Origin of the sequence: Jiangella endophytica, assembly GCF_003427025.1 — a bacterium.
GTDB classification, from domain to species: Bacteria; Actinomycetota; Actinomycetes; order Jiangellales; family Jiangellaceae; genus Jiangella; species Jiangella endophytica.
The window spans coordinates 26990-44846 of sequence record NZ_QVAI01000010.1; the positions used below are offsets into that span (position 1 = coordinate 26990).

At 71.4% G+C, this 17857-nt stretch carries 18 protein-coding genes and 2 pseudogenes; 9 read left to right on the forward strand and 11 right to left on the reverse strand.

What is annotated here, in order from left to right:
* Position 1 precedes the first annotated feature (1 nt).
* Positions 2–949, forward strand: coding sequence for an electron transfer flavoprotein subunit alpha/FixB family protein (locus DZA62_RS19700; protein WP_116950873.1), 948 nt, complete (start codon positions 2–4; stop codon positions 947–949).
* Positions 950–1210: 261 nt separating this feature from the next.
* On the opposite strand, the gene DZA62_RS19710 is transcribed toward DZA62_RS19700, so the two are convergent.
* From DZA62_RS19710 to DZA62_RS19730, 5 genes are read right to left on the reverse strand one after another with little or no spacing between them, the layout of a single operon-like run.
* On the reverse strand, positions 1211–2209 hold the full coding sequence (locus DZA62_RS19710) for a pirin family protein (protein WP_116950638.1): 999 nt from the start codon (positions 2207–2209) through the stop codon (positions 1211–1213).
* Positions 2206–2679 carry a carboxymuconolactone decarboxylase family protein gene (locus DZA62_RS19715; protein ID WP_116950639.1) on the reverse strand — a complete coding sequence of 158 codons (474 nt, stop codon included), beginning with the start codon at positions 2677–2679 and terminating at the stop codon, positions 2206–2208. Before DZA62_RS19715 ends, DZA62_RS19710 begins: the two co-directional genes overlap by 4 nt.
* A gap of 1 nt (position 2680) precedes the next feature.
* Positions 2681–3073, reverse strand: a complete 393-nt coding sequence (locus DZA62_RS19720; RefSeq protein ID WP_116950640.1) for an N-acetyltransferase — start codon at positions 3071–3073, stop codon at positions 2681–2683.
* Positions 3070–3192 (reverse strand): hypothetical protein, encoded by a 123-nt coding sequence (locus DZA62_RS37275; protein ID WP_269813905.1) that lies wholly within the window; start codon positions 3190–3192, stop codon positions 3070–3072. Before DZA62_RS37275 ends, DZA62_RS19720 begins: the two co-directional genes overlap by 4 nt.
* Positions 3193–3245: 53 nt before the next feature.
* The gene (locus DZA62_RS19730) at positions 3246–5960 is read right to left on the reverse strand and encodes an ATP-binding protein (protein WP_116950642.1); all 2715 of its coding nucleotides are present in this window, start codon (positions 5958–5960) and stop codon (positions 3246–3248) included.
* Positions 5961–6098: 138 nt separating this feature from the next.
* Here DZA62_RS19730 and DZA62_RS19735 point away from each other — a divergent pair, with 138 nt between their 5' ends.
* Complete coding sequence (locus tag DZA62_RS19735; protein ID WP_116950643.1) at positions 6099–6824, forward strand: flavodoxin family protein; 726 nt, start codon at positions 6099–6101, stop codon at positions 6822–6824.
* A complete protein-coding gene (locus tag DZA62_RS19740) occupies positions 6821–7762 on the forward strand; it encodes a DUF5996 family protein (RefSeq protein ID WP_116950644.1) in 942 nt (313 codons plus the stop codon). The genes DZA62_RS19735 and DZA62_RS19740 overlap by 4 nt, the downstream gene beginning before the upstream one ends.
* Positions 7763–8528: 766 nt before the next feature.
* Here DZA62_RS19740 and DZA62_RS19750 read toward each other — a convergent pair.
* Genes DZA62_RS19750 through DZA62_RS19765 form a run of 4 tightly spaced genes read right to left on the reverse strand, consistent with a single transcriptional unit; the run spans position 8529 to position 12596 of the window.
* Positions 8529–9401: an ABC transporter ATP-binding protein gene (locus DZA62_RS19750; protein ID WP_116950645.1), complete on the reverse strand. Its 873-nt coding sequence runs from the start codon at positions 9399–9401 to the stop codon at positions 8529–8531.
* Positions 9398–10408 carry a FecCD family ABC transporter permease gene (locus DZA62_RS19755; protein ID WP_116950874.1) on the reverse strand — a complete coding sequence of 337 codons (1011 nt, stop codon included), beginning with the start codon at positions 10406–10408 and terminating at the stop codon, positions 9398–9400. The genes DZA62_RS19750 and DZA62_RS19755 overlap by 4 nt, the downstream gene beginning before the upstream one ends.
* A gap of 53 nt (positions 10409–10461) precedes the next feature.
* Positions 10462–11532, reverse strand: coding sequence for a FecCD family ABC transporter permease (locus DZA62_RS19760; RefSeq protein WP_116950646.1), 1071 nt, complete (start codon positions 11530–11532; stop codon positions 10462–10464).
* 2 nt (positions 11533–11534) lie between these two features.
* Entirely contained in the window at positions 11535–12596 is a 1062-nt protein-coding gene (locus DZA62_RS19765) for an ABC transporter substrate-binding protein (RefSeq protein WP_116950647.1), read from the reverse strand.
* Between the two features lie 115 nt (positions 12597–12711).
* Here DZA62_RS19765 and DZA62_RS19770 point away from each other — a divergent pair, with 115 nt between their 5' ends.
* Positions 12712–13566, forward strand: a complete 855-nt coding sequence (locus tag DZA62_RS19770; RefSeq protein WP_116950648.1) for a helix-turn-helix domain-containing protein — start codon at positions 12712–12714, stop codon at positions 13564–13566.
* 49 nt (positions 13567–13615) lie between these two features.
* Here the strand turns inward: DZA62_RS19770 and DZA62_RS37640 are convergent.
* A pseudogene (locus tag DZA62_RS37640) lies at positions 13616–13756 on the reverse strand (ECF transporter S component); the annotation flags it as partial.
* A gap of 88 nt (positions 13757–13844) precedes the next feature.
* Here DZA62_RS37640 and DZA62_RS19780 point away from each other — a divergent pair.
* The 4 genes and pseudogenes from DZA62_RS19780 to DZA62_RS36430 all read left to right on the forward strand — a co-directional run bounded on the left by DZA62_RS19780 (position 13845) and on the right by DZA62_RS36430 (position 16784).
* Entirely contained in the window at positions 13845–14900 is a 1056-nt protein-coding gene (locus tag DZA62_RS19780; RefSeq protein ID WP_116950649.1) for an IS110 family transposase, read from the forward strand.
* 294 nt (positions 14901–15194) lie between these two features.
* On the forward strand, positions 15195–15893 hold the full coding sequence (locus DZA62_RS19785; RefSeq protein WP_116950650.1) for an Imm52 family immunity protein: 699 nt from the start codon (positions 15195–15197) through the stop codon (positions 15891–15893).
* Positions 15894–16063: 170 nt separating this feature from the next.
* Positions 16064–16261: pseudogene (locus tag DZA62_RS19790) on the forward strand (Tat pathway signal protein); the annotation flags it as partial.
* Entirely contained in the window at positions 16251–16784 is a 534-nt protein-coding gene (locus DZA62_RS36430; protein ID WP_198663984.1) for a hypothetical protein, read from the forward strand. The pseudogene DZA62_RS19790 and the gene DZA62_RS36430, both read left to right, overlap by 11 nt.
* A 137-nt stretch (positions 16785–16921) precedes the next feature.
* Here DZA62_RS36430 and DZA62_RS19800 read toward each other — a convergent pair whose 3' ends face one another.
* Positions 16922–17254 carry a hypothetical protein gene (locus tag DZA62_RS19800; protein ID WP_157987782.1) on the reverse strand — a complete coding sequence of 111 codons (333 nt, stop codon included), beginning with the start codon at positions 17252–17254 and terminating at the stop codon, positions 16922–16924.
* A gap of 354 nt (positions 17255–17608) precedes the next feature.
* On the opposite strand from DZA62_RS19800, the gene DZA62_RS19805 reads away from it, so the two are divergent.
* Positions 17609–17782, forward strand: a complete 174-nt coding sequence (locus DZA62_RS19805; protein ID WP_157987783.1) for a hypothetical protein — start codon at positions 17609–17611, stop codon at positions 17780–17782.
* Positions 17783–17857 lie beyond the last annotated feature (75 nt).

Below are 17857 nucleotides of genomic sequence, written 5' to 3' on the forward strand. Positions count from 1 at the left end.
GATGGCTGAGATTCTGGTGCTGGTCGACCACGTCGACGGGCAGGTCCGCAAGACCACGCTGGAGTTGCTGACCCTGGCGGCCCGCGCGGGCGAACCGGCCGCGGTGTTCCTCGGGTCGGGGTATGGCGCGGCCCGCGACACCCTGGGCGCCCATGGCGCGGGCAAGGTGTATGTGGTGGAGGCGGGCGAGTTCGAGCAGTTCCTGGTGGTGCCGAAGGCCGAGGCGCTGGCCCACATCGCGTCCTCGTCCGGCGCGGCGGGGGTGCTGGTCACGTCCAGCCCGGAGGGCAAGGAGATCGCGGCCCGGCTGGCGGTGAAGCTGGGTTCGGGTGTGATCACCGACGCGGTCGATGTTGCCGCCGACCTGTCGACCACGCAGTCGGTGTTCGCCGGCGGGTACACCGTCACCGCGGCCGTCACCACCGGCACCCCGGTGATCACGGTGAAACCGAACGCGGTCACCCCCGAACCCGCACCCGCGACCCCGGTGGAGGAGAAGGTGGCGGTCGCGTTCACCGCGGCGGCCACGAGGGCCCGCATCGTCGACCGCGCGCCGCGCGCGGCGACCGGCCGGCCGGAGCTGACCGAAGCCTCCATCGTGGTGTCCGGCGGGCGTGGCACCGGTGGTGACTTCGCCCCGGTCGAGGCGCTGGCCGACGCCCTCGGCGCCGCCGTCGGCGCCTCCCGCGCCGCCGTCGACTTGGGCTGGTACCCGCACGCCTACCAGGTCGGGCAGACCGGCAAGACCGTCTCCCCCCAGCTGTATCTGGCCGCCGGGATCTCCGGCGCCATCCAGCACCGGGCCGGCATGCAGACCTCCAAGACCATCGTCGTGGTCAACAAGGACCCCGAAGCACCGATCTTCGCGATGGCCGACTTCGGCGTCGTCGGCGACCTCCACACCGTCCTCCCCCAAGCGACCGCGGAGATCGAGAAGCGGAAGGGCTGAGGGTTCGGCGACCCGCGGCTGCGCCGGCCCATGATCATGCTCGTCCGGGCCGGCGCCTCGCCGGCACGTGTCGCTGCGCGGCAGGGAGCGGCGCACGCCGTGCGCGGCATGCCGTCGTGGCGGGGGAGCATTTCGGGTGGCAGGCGTCTTCAGTCGACGGTCAAGGCGACTTTCCGTGGGTCCGCTCGGTGCCGGCTGCTGATCAGCGTCGCCACCGACGAGCCGATGGCGCTCGCCGCGCGCTCGGAGGGCTGACGGGACCTACTGCTTGCGCGGGAGCAACCTCGTGTTCGGCAGCGGCGGAGCGGGCAGCGGCGGTAGCTGGTCCGGTGGGAAGGTGCCGAACAGAGGGGACTTGCTCTCGTCTCGCGGATCGGCCGGCTCGAACCCGAGCTCGGCCTGGTAGCGGCGCCGGAACTCGACGATCTCGTCGTGGTCGCGGCCGACGAAGTTCCACCACATCACGATCTGCTCGTCCAGTGGGACGCCGCCCAGCAGGATCACGCGGGCCTCCCTGTCACCCGCCGTGACGACCAGCGTGTCGGCGCCGGGCGGGACGAACGCGAGCGATCGATGTCCGACGGCGGCGGAGCTCACTGTGACCTCCGCGTTCTCGGCGAGGACGGCGTGCTCGAAGTCCGCCCGCACGGGCAGCCGGGCCGTGGCGCCGGCGTCGAGGATCAGCTCGGCACCGAGGAGGTCGGGCGTCCGCGTCTCGACCGGGGACGCGGACCCGAGGAGCTCCCCGATGAACACCCGTGCCGTGACACCGGGCAGCGTCACCGGTTCAGGCGCGTGGTGGGCGAAGGCGTTCTCGCCGAACCGCGTCTCGTCCGGCAGCGCGTACCAGAGCTGCACGCCGTGCAGGGTCCGCGTCTCCGCGGCGCTGAGCTCCTGATGGGTGATGCCCCGCCCCGCGATCATCAGATTGAGCTCACCCGGCACGACCGAGGCCGCGGTGCCGCCGGAGTCGAGATGCTCGACGCGCCCGCTGAACAGCCACGACACAGTCGCGAGCCCGGTGTGCGGATGCCGCGGCACGTGCATCCCCCCAGTGACCGCGACGTCATCGGGGCCGTAGTGGTCGAGGAAGCACCACGCCCCCACCAACGACCTCCGCCGCTGTGGGAGCGTCCGGTACACCGACGTCGCCCGCACGCCCCCGAGGGGTACCGGGCGCGGCTCGAGCACCTCGACCGCCGTGCACGGCTGCGCGCGGTCCAGGACCTCCAGGTCGGGCCGGGCCTCGAGGTTCGTCATCGGACGACCCTCCCTTCGTTGTCGCGGGGCCGGACCGGATGCCGGCTGAGGATCGAGATCCGGTTGAACGCGTTGATCGTGGCCGCCACCCACTCGGCCGCGACGAATGCATCCGCGCCGAGGACCGATCGGGCGCTGAGCAGGTCGGCCTCCGCCTCGTCGGTCACGGGGAGCACAGTCGCGGCCTCCGCCACCGCGAGCACCGCCCGCTCCCGCTCCTCGAACAGCCCAGCCGCCCGCCACGCGGCCAACAGGTCCAGCTTCTGCTGCCCGATCCCCGCCTGCCGCGCCTGACGGGAATGCAGGTCCAGACAGAATGCACACGCGTTGAGCTGCGACGCGCGGACCTTGATCAGCTCGACCTCCCGCGCCGAGAGCCCTCGTGCCGACGCCGCGTCCCGGATCGCCGTCGCGAACGCCTGCGCGGCCTGCCACGCCTCGGGCATCACCTTGTCCAGCGCCGGACGCATCTCATGCCCCGCCCCGTGCCGCGCGCGCCACCACCGCGAGGTCGTCGCGGGTCGGGCGGCGGAACGCGCCCCCGGCGGCGACGAACTCGTCGCCGTGGGCATTCAGGTGGCGGGCGAACAACGGGCACACGGGCACCACGGTGAGTTTCCTGCGGATGCTGTCCGCGAGCGCCTCCCGCAGCAGCAGGCCGGCCAGGCCGCGGCCGCCGTACTCCTCGTCGACCTCGGTGTGGAAGAAGATCCGCTCGCCTGCCGTGCCGGGTGGATCGACGAACTGGGCCCTGCCGACCTGCGGCCCGTCGCCGAGCCCGACGACGTAGGCGCCCACCGGGATCGTCTCCTCGAGCCCGATCGTCACAGCGGCGCCGGTCCTGTCGGTCGCGTCCCAGCTCACGAGGCGATCACCACGTACAGGCCGGTGATCGGACCCTCCTGCCCGAGGGGCACGTCCCGGCCCCACGGGACCGGCGCCTGGTTCCCGAACCTGAGGGTGCGCGCACTGAGGCCTGTCATGAGCCTGGACCCTACGAGGGGATCGGGCCCGGGCGAATCGGACACGCAATCGGTCATCTGCGGAGGCGGAGGTCCCCGGTGACGTCGATCTCGGCGAGCTCGACGCGCGAGGTGACCCCGAGCTTGGGGTAGACGTTGGACAGGTGGTGGCCGACGGTGCGGTGGCTGATCAGCAGCTGCGCCGCGATCTCCCGGTTGGTCAGGCCCTCGGCGGCCAGCCGGGCGACCCGCAGCTCCTGGGCGGTCAGCCCTGCCGTGTCCTGGCCGGTGCTCGACCCGTCGGCCAACTCGAGTTCACGCAGCGCCCGCGCCTGCAGCGGTGCCGCGCCCACCCGGCCGAACACCTCGGCGGCCCCGCCGAGCTGCTCCCTGGCGTCCGCCCGACGGCGCGCCCGTCGCAGCCACTCCCCGTAGAGCAGCCGGGTCCGGGCGTGCTCGACCGGGTCGTCGCCCGCGCCCACCTCGAGGGCCGCCTGGTAGTGGCGCTCGGCGTCTGATCCGGCCAGAGCGCGGAGCCGGTGGCCGGCCGCGCGGGCCCAGCTCGCGCCCGTCCGCCGGGCCCAGGCATCGACCAGCGCGCCCCGGGACTCGACCACGTCCGCCCGCCCGACCTGCGCCGCCGCCTCGGCGGTGTCGAGCGCGGCGAGCAGGGCGATCGTGCGGTGGGCGGCCTCGTGACCGGGTTCGTCGAGCGGCGTCAGGTGCTGCAGCGCCTCCTGTGGCCGCCCGCCGAACAGCGCCGCCCGCCCGCGGACCCAGTACGCCGACGCGCTCAGCGCCCGGACGCCGTGTGGGACCGAGCGCCGCAGCGCGCCGGCGGTGTTCTGCTCGACGACGGCCTCGTCGCCACGGCCCGCGGCCAGGCTCGCCAGGCAGAGCCGGCACTGGGTGGCCACGTGGTCCGCGCCGACCTCCTCGGCCAGCTGCAGCGCCTCGGTCGCCGTGTCCGCGGCGATGCTCCAGCGCCCGGCGGAGAGGTCGAGGACCGCGGTCTGGGAGAGCACCATCGCCAGCGCGGGGAGCTCGTGGCGGCGGCGCAGCTGGGCGACCTGGAGGCCGAGTACGTCCCGCAGGGGTCCCTCGGCGCCCCAGGCCCAGACCAGGAGCGTTGGCGGGAGAAGCTCCCAGGGCACGGTGCCGAGCAGGCCGACCGTGTCGCTGCTTCCGCCCGGGGGCGCGGCGGCGACTCCGCCGGTCCCGCCGGTCTCGTCGTAGCAGGCCCACCAGGCCCGCAGCGTGGGCATGACCGGCGACAGGTCCGGGTCGTCGTCGGCGCGGAGGGCGAACAGCCGGTCCAGCGCCTCTTGCTGGAGCTCGATCCGCCCCGCCGACCACGCCGCCCGCACCGCCACCGCGCCCAGCTCCACCGCGGCGCGGCCGCCGGCGACGAGCGCTGTGTCGCCGGCGAGGTAGTGGTGGGCACGATCGACCACGCCGTGGCTGAACTCCAGGATCCCGCGCAGCCCCCCGCTGAGCCGGACCACCGGTTCCACGCCGACCAGGCTCTCCGCGTCCGCGAGCAGCCGCTGCGCCGCGGCGGCGTTGCCGCCGTCCCAAGCGGCACGGGCGGCGGCAGCGAGCCGGCGCGCGGCGTCCGCGGGCTCCGGCGACAGCTCGGCGGCCCGCTGGAGCGCCCGCGCCGCCGTCGGACCGGCGCTGCGCCGCAGGCACCGCTGCGCCGTCTGCTCCAGCAGCCCGGCGACGTGCTCGTCCACCGTGTCCGCGGCGGCCGCCAAGTGCCAGGCCCGTTCCTCGACGGCGTCGCTCGGCAGGCCCGCGGCGAGCGCCTGGTGCACGGCCTGGCGTTCGGCGAAGGGAGCTCCGTCGTAGAGCGCCGCCCGGACCAACGGATGCCGGAACTTCAGACGGGCGCCGGTCGCCTCGAGCAGCCCGGAGTGCAGGGCCTCGTCCCAGGCGGACGAGTCGACGCCCCAACCGGCGCCGACCCGCTGCACGAGGCGGCGGTCGCCCCGGTCCTCGGCTGCGGCCAGCAGCAGCAACGCCCGGGTCGCGGGCTTCAGCGCCTCGGCCCGCGCGCAGAACGCCCGGCGTAGCCGCGGCCCGACGGGGACCCCAGCCGAGAGGGAATCCTCGCGATCGAGAGTGGGCAGCTCGTGCAGGGCCAGCGGATTGCCGCCGGCAGCCCGCACCGTGTCGCCGACCAGCGCCTCTCCGGCCTCCGGCGCCACCGCTTCGACCAGCCGCCGCGCGTCGTCGTCGGCCAGGCCAACGACCTCCATCGACGGCAGACCCTCCCACGGCCCCGAGGAGGGGTCCTCGTGGGCGGCCAAGAGCAGCACGACCGGGTCGGTCCGCACCCGCCGGGCGACGAATCCCAGGCAATGGGCGGTCGCCTCGTCGACCCACTGGGCGTCGTCCACCGCGACGAGCACCGGCCGTTCCCGGGCCAGGGCGGAGACCAAGGACAGCACAGCCGCGCCGATCAGGAAGCGGTTGGCCGGGTCCCCGCTCATTCCCAGCGCCCCGCGCAGGGCCGCGGCTTGCGGTTCGGGGAGCGACTCCAGGCGTTCCCGCACTGGCCACAGCAGCTCGTGCAGCGCCGCGAACGCGAGGCCCGCCTCCATCCGGGTGCCCCGGCAGCGCAGCACCGTCGCGTCGGCGGCCGTCTCGACGGCATAGTCGAGCAAGGCCGTCTTGCCGATCCCCGGCTCGCCCCAGACGACGAGCCCGGATCCCGTACCGTCCGCCGCCCGCGCCAGCAGCCCGTCCAGCGTCGTGGTCTCGACGCGCCGCCCGAGCAGCTCCATGAACCAAAAGTAGCCGCTCCGCCTCTGACCGATTCATCGACCGATCCGCCGGGCGCCGCGGTGCCCGACACTCGGCACCTGGGTGCCGCCGCATCCGAGGCGGCACCGCGCACCACAGCACGTCCGCGAAAGGACCCCATGACCGGCTCCCTCGTCGAGCGGCCCGACTTCTCCGGGCTCCGCGCGCTGTACGTCAACTGCACGCTCAACCGCTCGCCCGACCCCAGTCACACGCAGGGCGTGATCGACCGCAGCGTGGCGATCATGGAGGCGAACGGGGTTCTCGTGGACCAGTTCCGCGCCGTCGACCACGACATTGCCACCGGCGTCCGCCCGGACATGACCGAGCACGGGTGGGAGCGCGACGAGTGGCCCGCCTTGCTGGAGCGGGTCCTGGCCGCCGACATCCTCGTCATCGGCGGACCGATCTGGCTGGGCGACAACAGCTCCGTGACCCGCCGGGTCATCGAGCGGCTCTACGGCTACTCCGGCGTGCTCAACACCCAGGGCCAGTACGCCTACTACGGGCGCGTCGGCGGCTGCCTGCTCACCGGGAACGAGGACGGGCTCAAGCACTGCGCGATGAGTATCCTGTTCAGCCTGCAGCACATCGGGTTCACTGTCCCGCCGCAGGCCGACGCGGGCTGGCTGGGCGAGGTCGGCCCCGGCCCGTCCTACCTCGACGAGGGCTCCGGCGGGCCGGAGAACGATTTCACCAATCGCAACATCGCGTTCATGACGTACAACCTGCTCCACCTCGCGTCGATGATCCGCGCCGCGGGCGGGATCCCGGCCTACGGCAATCAGCGCACCGCTTGGGACGCCGGTACTCAACCCGCCCACGCCAACCCGGAGTACCGATGACCTCGGCGAGGACGTGGCCGAGCCTGCGGGTCTCGGACTGGACCCCCACTCGCGAGACCCTGCACATGTGGACGCAGATCGTGGGCAAGATCCGCATGAAGCACGCTCCGCTGCTCAACCACTGGTGGCAGGTGACCCTCTACGTCAGCCCGCGCGGGCTGACGACCTCGACCATCCCCTACCGCGGCGGGGCGTTCGAGATCGAGTTCGACGTCGTCGGCCATCGGCTGGAGGTCCGCAGCAGCGACGGCGGCACACGGAGCCTGCCGCTGCAGCCGATGTCGGTCGCGGAGTTCTACACCCGGCTCCTGGACGTGCTCGGCGGGCTCGGCATCGAGGCGCAGATCCGGCCGTTGCCCAGCGAGGTCGACCCGGCGATCCCGTTCGCCGACGACCACCACCACGCGTCCTACGACGCCGAGGCCGTCACCCTGTTCTGGCGCCAACTGCTGCAGGCGAACCGCGTGATCGGCGAGTTCCGGTCGCACTTCGTCGGCAAGGTCAGCCCGGTGCACTTCTTCTGGGGCGGGATGGACCTCGCCTGCACCCGCTTCTCCGGACGGTCCGCCCCGCCGCACCCCGGCGGGGTGCCCAACTGCGGGGACTGGGTCATGGTCGAGGGGTACTCCCGCGAGCTGTCCAGCTGCGGGTTCTGGCCCGGCGGTGGGGAGGAAGGCGCGTTCTACTCCTACGCCTACCCCGTGCCGGACGGGTTCGCCGACCAGACGATCGGTCCCGAAGGCGCGTTCTACAGCACTGAGTTCCAGCAGTTCCTGCTGCCCTACGAGGCCGCTCGCGCCGCACCGGACCCGGACCGGGCGGTCTCCGAGTTCCTCCACTCCACCTACGAGGCCGCCGCGAACCTCGCGCACTGGGACCGCGCCGCGCTGGAGGACGACCCGTTCCGCTGGCACGGTCCGGAGGACTCCGGCCGATGAGGCTCGACACCGCGACCGCGCTGGTCACCGGCGCGAACCGCGGTCTCCGGCGCCACTTCGTGCTCGAGCTCCTTGCCCGCGGGGCGACGGTCTACGCCACGGCTCGGCGGCCGACCGGCCTCGCGGGGACGGGCGAGCCCTCGCCCTCGACGTCACGGACCCGACCTCGTGGCCCCGACAGGCGGAGGCGTATGGCCGGCAAGCGACTCCGTCTCGACGACGGCGTAGGCACTGCGACGCCCGCATCAACGACGTGGCGCATCTCGTCTGACCGAACGTCGTTCTCCCTCACGAACCACGAGCTCGGTGGGTTGAAGGTGAGCCTCCACGGCCGCGATCAGCGGCAGCCCTCGGGGGACCACTGCCGAGTCGGGCCCGACCCACGAAGCGGCCGGGGAATCACGGGCCTCGACTCAGTAACGCTCATCCCGCCCCGTCGAACTCGGCGACCTCGCGATCCGCATCCGTACCTTGGCGAGCGCCTGTGCGCTGTCGACGCCACGTCAGCCTGTCATGCGATCGAACCACCCGCTCAGCCCACCCGGGTTCCGCCTCCGCAACGACCACGGGTCACCCGGCGGGGTGAGACCAGAAGCCGCCGCCTCGACCTTCACCCGAGCCCACCACACCTCTCGGAGCCGGTCGCCGACCATGCTCCCGGCGCCCGCCGCGACATCCACATCGACGTCGACTCCGACGGTGTCCTCTGGATCGTCGAACGGCCGGTCAGGCCCGATTCGTTGGCGAGCGCCTGAGACGGAATCGCCTAGCTTTCGGTGGCACCAGGAACGCGAGCGGTGCCGTCGGCGGCGGCGCTCGTCGACTGGGTGCGCCCGATCGATGCTGCGCGCTCCTTTGCGCGTCCGATCGGCGCGACGGTCGGCGTTCCGGTCACCGGGTCCGGATACACGACGCAGGACAGCCCGAACACCTCGTCGACGAGGTCGGCGGTGACGACGGCGCCGGGTTCGCCCTGGGCGACGATGCGGCCGTCCTTCATGGCGACGAGGTGGGTGGCGTAGCGGCTGGCCTGGTTGAGGTCGTGCAGGACGGCGACGATCGTGGTGCCGGTCCGGTGCAGGTCGGTGAACAGCTCCATGAGGTCGATCTGGTGGGCGATGTCGAGGAAGGTCGTGGGCTCGTCGAGCAGCAGTATCGACGCCTGCTGGGCGAGCGCCATCGCGACCCAGACCCGTTGGCGCTGGCCACCGGAGAGGGCGTCGACGCGGCGCGCGGACAGGTCGGTGATCTCGGTCGCGGCGATGGCGGCGGCGGTCGCGGCCTCGTCCTCGGGGCTCCACCGGCGCAGGACGCCCTGGTGCGGGTAGCGGCCACGGGCCACGAGATCGGCGACGGTGATGCCGTCGGGGGCAACCGAGGTCTGCGGTAGCAGGCCGAGCTCGCGGGCGATCTCCTTCGGCCGGTACGTTGAGATGGCGCGGCCGTCCAGCAGTACGTGACCGCCCGTCGCTGGCAGCAGCCGGGTGAGCGCGCGCAGCAGGGTCGACTTGCCGCACGCGTTCGGGCCCACGATCACGGTGAACGACCCGTCCAGGACATCGAGCGAGAGAGCGTCGAGGATGGTCGTGTGGTCGTAACCGGCGCTGATCGCCTCGGCGCGCAGGCGTGCTGTGGTCATGGGGTTCTCCGGGCTTCACGGACGAGGAGCCAGACGAGGTAGCAGCCGCCGATGACGACCGTGATCACCCCGACGGGGAAGGGGACGGGAAGGGCGTGCTGGGCGACGGTGTCGGACACCGTCAGCAGCAGCGCGCCGAGGAGGCCGGCCGCGGCGAGGGAGATGCCGGCGCCGCCGGTGAGCCGGCGGGCGATCTGTGGGGCTGCGAGGGAGACGAACGCGATCGGCCCGGCCGCGGCGGTCACCACAGCGGTCAGCGCGACCGCGCACACGAGCAGGGCCAGCCGCGACCGCTCGACCGTGACGCCGAGCGCGTGGGAGGCGTCGTCGCCGAGTTCCAGCTGCTGCAGCGGCCGCGACAGCACGACGAGGGGGAACAGTGCCGCGACGATGACGACCGCAGCGGGGACCAGCTGCGGCCACCCGACCGGTGTCAAGGAGCCCGCACCCCATGCGGTGGCGGTCATGGCAACCTCGACTCGGGCGCGCAGCAGCAGGTAGGTCGAGAGCGCCGCGAGCATGGCGCCGACGCCGATGCCGACGATGATCAGCCGGAAGCCCTGGACACCCCGGCGGTAGGCCAGCAGGTACACGGCGGCCGCCGTCGCCAGTCCGCCGATCAGGGCGCCGGTCGCCGTGGCCGCGAACCCACCACCCAGCAGGACGATCACGATCAGGCCGCCGGTATAGGAGCCGCTGGAGATGCCGACCACGTCGGGACTGGCGAGCGGGTTCGCGGTGAGCGTCTGCAGCACGGCGCCGGAGACGCCGAGCGCCAGCCCGAACAGCACCGCCGCCGTCGTCCTCGGCAGTCGCCACTCGCGCACGACGGTGCCGGAGAGACCGTCGTCGGCGCCGAACAACCCGGCGACCACCTCGGCGGGGGAGAGCGGCAGGTCACCGAGGCAGAGGGCGACGATCGCGGCGACGGCAACGGCCACCGTCAGCGCGAGGCACACGACGAGCGTGCGCAGGTGCAGACGGGCGGACAGACTGCCGCGGCGCATGACGACGTGGGCAGCGCCGAAGTCGATCGGCTCGGGCCTCGTGCGGGTTCCGGTCACAGCGCGCTCGCCCTCGCCCGTCGCGCGAGCGCGATCAGCAGGGGCGCCCCGATGAACGCCGTCACGACCCCGACCGGCAGCTCGCCGGGCGCGAGCACCAGCCGGCCGACGACGTCGGACAGCAGCACCAGCGTCGGCGCGAGCAGCATCGAGAGCAGCAGGATCCGCCGCTGGTCCGGGCCGGTCAGCCACCGCGCCACGTGCGGCACCATCAGCCCGACGAAGGCGATCGGGCCGGCGATCGCGGTCGCACCGCCCGCGAGCACGGTGATGGCGACCACGCTCAACAGCCGTGTGCGCGCCACGTTCACGCCCAGGGCGGCCGCGGCCTCCTCCCCGAGACCGACGGAGTTCAGCGCGCGAGCGAGCCCGAGGGCCAGCAGGGCGCTGGCGGCGAGGAACGGGGTGACGGGCAGCACCACCTCCCACCCCCGTTCGACCAGACTGCCCGCGTTCCAGCCCCGCAGCCGATGGAACGCGTCGGGGTTGAGGAGCATGAGCGCGGTGGTGATACCGGTGAGGACGGCGGCGACCGCCATCCCGGCGAGGGTCAGCCGGATCGGGTCGGCCACGCCTCGCACGGACCCGATCCCGGCGACCGCTGCCGTCACCACCAGTGCGCCGGCTACCGCGAACGCGAGATCCTGTACCGGTGTCACGGTGCCGAACACGACCACCCCGATCGTCACGAACACCGCCGCGCCGGCGTCGACGCCCAGCAGTCCCGGGTCGCCGAGGGGATTGCGGGTCAACGCCTGGATGAGGGCACCGGCGAGGCCGAGCGCGACGCCCACGACGATGCCGGCAACGGTTCGCGGCAGCCGCAGGTCGAGGACGATCCGCGCGTTCTCGCCGCCGGCGTCCGGATGTGCGAGCGCGTCGACCACCTCACCGAGCGGGATCGGCTTCGACCCCAGCACGATGCTGGCGACGCAGACGGCCAGCAGCACGCCGGCCGCGACCACGATCCAGGCCGCCCGGCGACGTGCCGGCGGCCCGCTCACCTGCTGACGGCCGGCGCGTCGCTCCGTGTTGGGCCCGGGCGACGCGTCGGCCGGTGCGGCCATGGTCAGCCCTCGACGCTCTGCGGCGCCTCGCCGGCCACCGCGTCCTCCAGCCGCGGCACGAGCTCGTCGATCACGTACTTCTGGCTCAGCGGCGTCATGAAGTAGATCGCGCCGGCCAGGATCCCGTCCGTATAGACCGCGCGGTTGCCCTTCACGGCGTCGAGGTCGGCCAGCGTCCCGAACTCGAGCAGCGGCTCGATCGCGTCAGCCGTCTCCGTGGCGAACACGATGACGTCGGTGTTCAGCATGCCGACGTTCTCGGCCGAGACGAGCGCCTGGGAGCCCTCGTCCTCACCTCCGTCGGGGACGAACGCCTCCAGCCCGGGGGTCATGGTGAAGCCGAGATCGGTGAGGAAGTCGGTGTTCAGCCCGTCCGGATAGACGTAGAGGTTCCCCTCCGACGACCCGCCCTGCGAGAACGTCACCGTCAGGCCCTCGAACTCCGGATGCGCCGCCCGCGCCTCCGCGTAGGCCTCCTCGACGCTGGTGATCAGCTCCTCGCCCGCGCCGGAGCGTCCGAGCGCGGCGGCGACCTGCCGGGTCTGGTCCTGCCAACTGGAGAACCACTGCGTCGAGCCTTCGACGCTGGCGATGGTCGGCGCGATCTCGGACAGCCGGTCGTACTCCTCCTGGAGCAGCCCGGCGTTCGTCCCGACGATGAGGTCCGGCTCCAGCGAGGCGATCTTCTCGTACTCGAACCCGTCGGCCGTGCTCAAGACCGTGGGTTCCGCGTCGCCGAGGAGCTCGGCGGCCCAGGGCCAGGTCGCGTACGGCTGCTCGCCGTACCACTCGGTGGTCGCGATCGGGGTCACTCCCAGTTCGAGCACGATGTCGTGCTCGGTGAGGCCGACCACGACAACCCGCTGCGGCTCGGCCGGCACCGTCGTGTCCCCGAACTTGTGCGTCACGGTCACCGGGAACTCGTCAGTCGCCTCCGACCGTGCCGTGTTCTCCGACTCGGCCGCCGGCTCCGACGACGAGCCGCAGGCGCCGAGCACTGCCGCGGCGAGCACGGCGGCCGCGATGGCCGCGCGACGCCTGCGAGGGACTGGGGACTGACGCATGACGGCACCTCTCCATCGGGCCTATCGGGGCGGTAGGCAAAGGTGAGGCTAGCCTTATTTATCCGAATCTGCGATGCTCCTCATCGGACGTCGGAAGCGGTGAAAGGACGGGCACATGGCCGGTGGAAGGCACAACCGCTCCCGTGCGGCCGAGTTGCACGCTGCAGGTGTCGTCGAACGGACATCGGACAATCTCGAGATCGAGAGCCTCGTCCTCGACGCCGGCACGACGTATCCGTGGCACTACCACTCGAAGGACCAGCTTGCCTGGATGGGCTCCGGTGCGATGTCGTTGGCGGTCGGAGGATCGACGTGGCACCTACGGCGCGAGCACTTCGCCTGGATCCCCGCAGGCATCCTGCACGAGATGACGATCCTCGCCCCCGGTGAGCTGATCAACGTCTACGCCGACACGCGGCTCCGGCCCGCCGGAGCCCGTTGGGCGCACCCTTGCGCCGTCGGCGCGGATCGGCTCGCGCCCTCGCTGCTGTGGCATGTGATCGAGGAGCCGCGCAGCGTGTCACGGCGTGATCTGTGCCACCGGCTCATCGTCGACGTGCTTGAGTGTGCGGAGACCCGTGACGACGTCGTCGCACTGCCCACGAACAGCCGAGCACGGGCGGTCGCGAAGGCGATCCTCGCCGATCCGGCGGACTCCCGCGATCTCGCCGACTTCGCCTCAGAGCTCGATGTCAGTGAGAAGACCCTCTCCCGCGCGTTCGCCGCGCAGACCGGAACGACCTTCCGGCGTTGGCGGGTCTCCGTGCGGTTGAACGCGGCAGCGGGCCTGCTCGTCGACGGACGATCGGTCGCCGACGCTGCGGGAGCCGTCGGCTACTCCGCAACCAGCGCGTTCATCGCCGCGTTCGCCTCTCGGTTCGGGTGCACGCCCGGGAAGTACGCGCAGACGGTGTCGCCGGACCCCGCCCGGCAGACGTCAGAACCCACCCGACGTCGGCGCGCCGCCTGACGAAGGCTCCGCATTCGACCTCCGCGGCGGGGTGCACTCGGCGACGGGGGTGCAAGTTCTCCAGCATGGGAGCGCCAGGGACGTAGGAGATGGAGCCGTCTTGGTAGTCGACCTCGGCACCGGTGACGAACGCCCAGAACCACAGGTTCATCAGGACGCCGAACCCGTACGCCGCCACGATCGCGTACCCGCCGGGCCTCATGACCGCACCCGGCTGATAGGTCGTGAGCTGTTGCTGAGGGGACTCTGGAGGAGTCCGCTCGCGAGGGAGGCAGCTCATGGGCATGTTGGGGGTTGCCCTGGATCCGGCGACGGTGGTCGTCGCGGTGGATCCGGGGAAGGTGATGAACCGGGTATGGGTCAGCAACGGCGCAGGTTTGTTGGAAGAGCCGATCTCTTTACCGGTTGCGCGGTCGGGAATCGCGGCGCTGGAGAAGCTGCTCGCGGCGCATGCTGGTGAGCAGGTGATCGCGATCGAGGCGACCGGGAGCCTGCATCGGGCGTGGGTTGCCGAGCTCGAGCGGCGCCATCCCGGTGCGGTCCGGTTGTTCGCGCCGTCGGAGACCAGGGCCGCGCGCACGCAGCTGGGGTCGGGACGGTTCAAGACCGACGACCGTGACTGCGCCGCGCTGACCTACCTGGCTCGCCAAGGCGCTGGACGCCGGCACTCGGAGGAAGCCGCGGTCGAGGAGTTGCGTGCCGCGGTCCGTCACCGGCGCGGGCTAGTGGCGGATCGGAAGAAGGCCCAGCAGTGGCTCCATGATCAGCTCAACGCGCTGTGCCCGGGCTTGTCGGCCCCGGCCGGGCACGGCAGATCGCTGCCGATCGAGACCACGACCGGGCAAGCGGTGCTGGCATGCGCGGTCGCCTTCGCCGGCCGGGCGCCGGCGCCTCGCTCTCTGATCGCCCGGTCACCGGGCAGGCTGACCAAGACGACCGCCGAGTACTGGACCACCCGCCGGCGCGACTGCCTCGGCCCGCCGCCCGACGCCGTGGCGCGGGCCGAACGGCTGGGGCGGGATCTGCACCGCTACCGGTCCCTGCAGGCCGACCTGGCCGCGATCGAGGACGAGATCGCGGTCCTGCTCGCCCGGACCGACGGGCAGGTCCTGACCAGCCTGCCCGGGGTCGCGGCCCAGCGCGCTGCCGCGTTCGCCGCGCACAGCCTGCCGATCGCCCGGTTCTGCGATGCCGAGCACCTCTACTCCGCCACCGGACTCGCACCGGCCAGGGCCGTCGCGCGTGATCGGGTTCGCCACCACCACGCCGGGCGTACGTGGCGGGGCGTACACCTCGGCTGGAGGTCGATCCCGGGCACGGCGGTGGATCCATGAGAGCTGGTTCCGGACATCGACGGGGACAGGCTCGGCCGCTGCGACCACCTCGAGGCCAGGGCGCGCGCTCAGAAGGAGGCGTGGCTCGATCAGGGTCACGACACGCGGCCGATGTCCTGTTCCCGGGTGCGACCTGGTGGTTCGATTCGTCGGCCGGATCTCGATACGCCGGCCAGCGATCGGGCCGGCTCGGATGCTTCGGACATCCCCAGGGGAAGGCGGAGGAGAGCCGGTTGGTCACGGCGTGACGTACATGTGGATTTCTCTGGTCGACGGGAGAGTGGTGATCATCTGATGAGCGTTGACGAGGCACTGGTGATGCGGGGTTTCTGGGGGGCGCGGCAGGAGTCCGCGAAGGCAGTCGCCGACAAGTTGGTGGCGTTTACCGCGCGGCTGGACGGAGTTGTCGGCGAGCGTGTCTCGTGGACGACTCGCGACATGCGGTCGCTGGCCGATCCGCTGGAATTCGAGCAGGTTGTGGCCGCGGCGTTCGATGAGAACACGGATGCGCCGCATCTGGGGGCAAGCCAGTTCTACGACGGGAGCGCAAAAGGCCTCGAGGCGGCTTCCATCGGCATGGTGGTGGGCGGATATTCGGACAGCGGAAATGTCAAGAACAGCATTGTCGTGAAGATTAGAAGCGCCGATGTGGAGCGTTTTGGTGCTGCTGTCCTGCGGGCGGTCGTCTCGGAATGGGATCCTGACTGGGGCGATGTGACGTCGTCATCGCTCATGAGGGCCCTCGCTGATGCACAGCCCCGGGGAAAGCCGATTCCCAAGATGGGATACATGACGTATCTCTCCGAGGCGCGCGCGCAGGCCCTGCCGGATGGTTTGGAGAAGCACCTGCAGAGGCTCGACAACGGTGGGGTGGTGATCGGCTCAAATGAGAAGGACGGCTTCTTGACAGCAGCCACGGCCACGGAATTGGCAGAGCTGCTTCGGTCCAGTGCGGCTTTCGCAGCGACGCCGGCGTCGAGCAGCAAGCTCTGATGCCGCCCCCGTCCGCCTCCGCCGGGTCTCCACGCGACCCGGCCGCCTCTACGCGGTCTCCGCCGCACTGGCCGACCTGGTGCAAAGGGATCGAGGACGTGACGACCGAGGCCCGGCAGGCGTGAACGAAGCCCGCGCTCGGGAGCTGCGCGACCGCCTGGTCAAAGACCGTGCGGCGCACGGTGTTCTCCGCGGCCGGTGAGCTCGCGTACCTCGCGGGGCGGATGGCCTTCGACAGCGGCGAACACGAGGCCGCTTGGCGCGACTTCCGCACGGCGGTGCATTTGGCCGACGAGGCCGGCGACGCGCCATTAGCAGGACACGTGCTGCGAGCGATGGCCCACCAGGCCGTCGATCTTGGCCAGCCCTCCGACCGACGACTTCTGGGGCGGTAGCCGGTCGGTCATCCGGGTCGACGGCGAGCGGTTCACAGCCGACGCCGTCAAGGGGCTGATCGGGTTCTCGCATCTCGAGGTGGTGTTCCGGTTCCACCTCACCGACCCGGCGGATCTGATCCTCGGTGCCCGGCGGCCGCGGGACAACCCGGACTGGCCGGAGGTCGGCACGTTCGGGCACCGCAACATGCGCCGTCTGAACTGGTCTGGAGCGGGACCGCTTGAAGAGCCAGATCACCAGGTCGCCGCGCGGCAGGCCATGGCGGTTGAAGACGTTCAGGAGCTGAACGACCATGTCGGCGGCCTTGCCGCAGCTTTGGAGAGCGCGACGGACCATGAGAAGGCTGACCTGTACCAGGAGCTACTTCTGAGCCTGACCTACGAACCCCTGGCACATCAGCTCCGAGCGGAACTGGTGCCAGGGGTGAGGCTAAGTGGGCGTGTCCGAGGGGGGGAGTTGTCCATCTTCCCTCCGCAGGCCGTACTCAACCTGTGAGCTTGACCCGCGCTTTCTCATGCTGGGTTGGAGTTCCAGCCAGCGTATCGAATCCTTCCTCGACGTCGGCAAGGCACGGCGGATGCAAGGGGCCAAGACCTTGCAGCTTCGTCTGGCGCACGGGCTGATCGCTTGCTCTAGTCGGTCGCCTCGGGCTCCAGGAACGGGATCAGATCCCCGTTGCCGTCAACGCTGTCGAGGATGTCTCGGTGGGGGACGTCGTCGACTGCATACCTGTACCGGCGAGTGAGCAGGTCTCGCATCGCTTCCTCGTCGCGGTTCTCGGTGCGGCCTTGAAGCTTCCATCGCTGTGCCACTGAAAGCGCCTGGATCTGGGCGTGGAGATCCACTTTGTCGTCGGTGAAGATCTCAAGCGGCGGCTTCGGCGAGCCAGGCGTCTCCGGTTGCCTGGCCAGGCTCTGAACCTTCGACTGGTCACTGACGCCGATCTGGATTCCGGCCTGCTTCATGCGCCAGTTCCACGCCACGTTCATAAGAGTCACCAGGATCTGCCAGTCGAGCCACCCTACTTCGCGCAGGCGGACCCCCCGGGGAGATCGCCTGCGTCGAGGCCACCTTCGACCATGCACGTGCACGTCAGCCGGACACAATGAACGTCTGTGGAACTGCCGTCGCACCCAGGCACAAGCTGAGCAGTCCACCGCCCCGCGGTGGTCCTCATCGTTGCCGCCTTGGCGATCGTGAGTGCCACGCGAGTTCCACAAGCGATCGTTGGCTGCGCGTCCGCTGCGCCCGACGATGGGACAGCCCCTCCGGATCCAATGTGGAGAGATCTCGCGGTGGGCAGCGGATGGAGGTGCTTCATGCTTCGACGCGACACGGAGTACGTGCTGATCTGGGACGCGCAGGGCCACCAGTGGCTTGCCCGTCCGGTACAGCGGGACGGGGATCGTCTGGTCTCGGTTGCCGGTTCGGCCACGGCGATCGAGCTGCCGGCCTGGAGCGGACGTCTTGCCGAGTCCTGGTCGGACGAATGACGTCTCGACCGGAGCTGCCACGGAGGTTTGCTCTTCGCCGCGACCGCGACCGGTCAGGCGTGTCAGGGGTGGGGC